We start from the raw sequence: 1,110 nt of genomic DNA, 5'->3' as shown, positions 1-1,110 counted from the left end.
TCACTGCTTGAATGAAGGTGTAGGGTCCTGTCAATATACTGTTGCTTTCCGTTCCGGCGCTCGCTTTCCGCGGGCATGGCTTGAGCCTCCTCGGTCGCGAAAGGCGTGCGGCCTGCGGGGTCTCAAGGCTCATGCTATTCCCGCAGGAGTCGAGCGCCTGCACTCCAAGCACCAGGTGTCCCTAAATAAATAAAAATGAAGATGCCAAATAGACCTGACGAATAGTTGTTTTTTTCGCAAGGTCATATGTGCTATAGTGGAATTATCCTGTCACGAAGCTTTAGCTGATTCGTAATGATACAGGACGTCATGGTGGATAAGGTGAAATGCGACTTTCAGGAACTTATTCATACATGCGATTACCGCAACCTTATGAGGCTTACTCTGAGGTTGCTTTTTTAATTGATCATAATAATCCACGATTGTATTTTTAGTCTTAGCGCGCAAAGAAATCATCGACATCACCATGAAATAAAGGATTTTCCTCAATCTTCGATTTCCTCGTTTATTAATCCGATCCTGGTACTGGAGCTTGCCCGATTGGTGTCGTTGAATATCAATCCCTGCGTATGCATTGATCTGTTTTGGATTTTTAAAGCGTCGGATGTCACCTAATTCGCCAATGATTCTTACGGCTGTAGTTTCTCCAATTCCCGGAAATGAGACGAGCACTTGAAAATCCACTCTTTCCTTCGATAATTCCGCCATCTGTTTGATGATATCTTTTTTCTGACTTACTAGGTCCATTATTCGTTTTGCATACTGCCTTAAATGTTCGCACCGTACGTCTTCCGGTCTAATAGCCGAATATGAATTTTTCGCAGCGGTGATTAGTAAGGTTGCCTTCTCCTCCGCTTTTTGAGTAGATATATTCTTACGGGTCGCCTTTTTGATCTGACTGCCCAGCTCCTCTTTCGAGAGCTTATGTAAAAATGCCGGGTGCGGATAGAGCTGTACGATATTTAAAAACATGGCTGAGCTCTTCGAAAACACCTTTTCAAATAAGGGAAAGCTTAACTGTAGGAAAGCGTGTAAGCGATTGTAGTTATGCCTGATCTCCTTTTCTAGATCTTCATAGTAGCGTCCAAGTGCCCGCATCTGTTCAAAGTA

General features: G+C 43.8%; 1 protein-coding gene. It reads right to left on the bottom strand.

All coding sequences use genetic code 11. The features are described from left to right. Positions 1-270: 270 nt before the first annotated feature. Positions 271-1,110 (bottom strand): IS110 family transposase (locus M3191_RS18140; protein ID WP_251701725.1); only part of this gene is annotated, 840 nt, incomplete at its 5' end.

Origin of the sequence: Sporosarcina luteola (assembly GCF_023715535.1) — a bacterium.
GTDB classification, from domain to species: domain Bacteria; phylum Bacillota; class Bacilli; order Bacillales_A; family Planococcaceae; genus Sporosarcina; species Sporosarcina luteola_B.
This window is presented reverse-complemented; position numbering and strand designations above follow the sequence as displayed.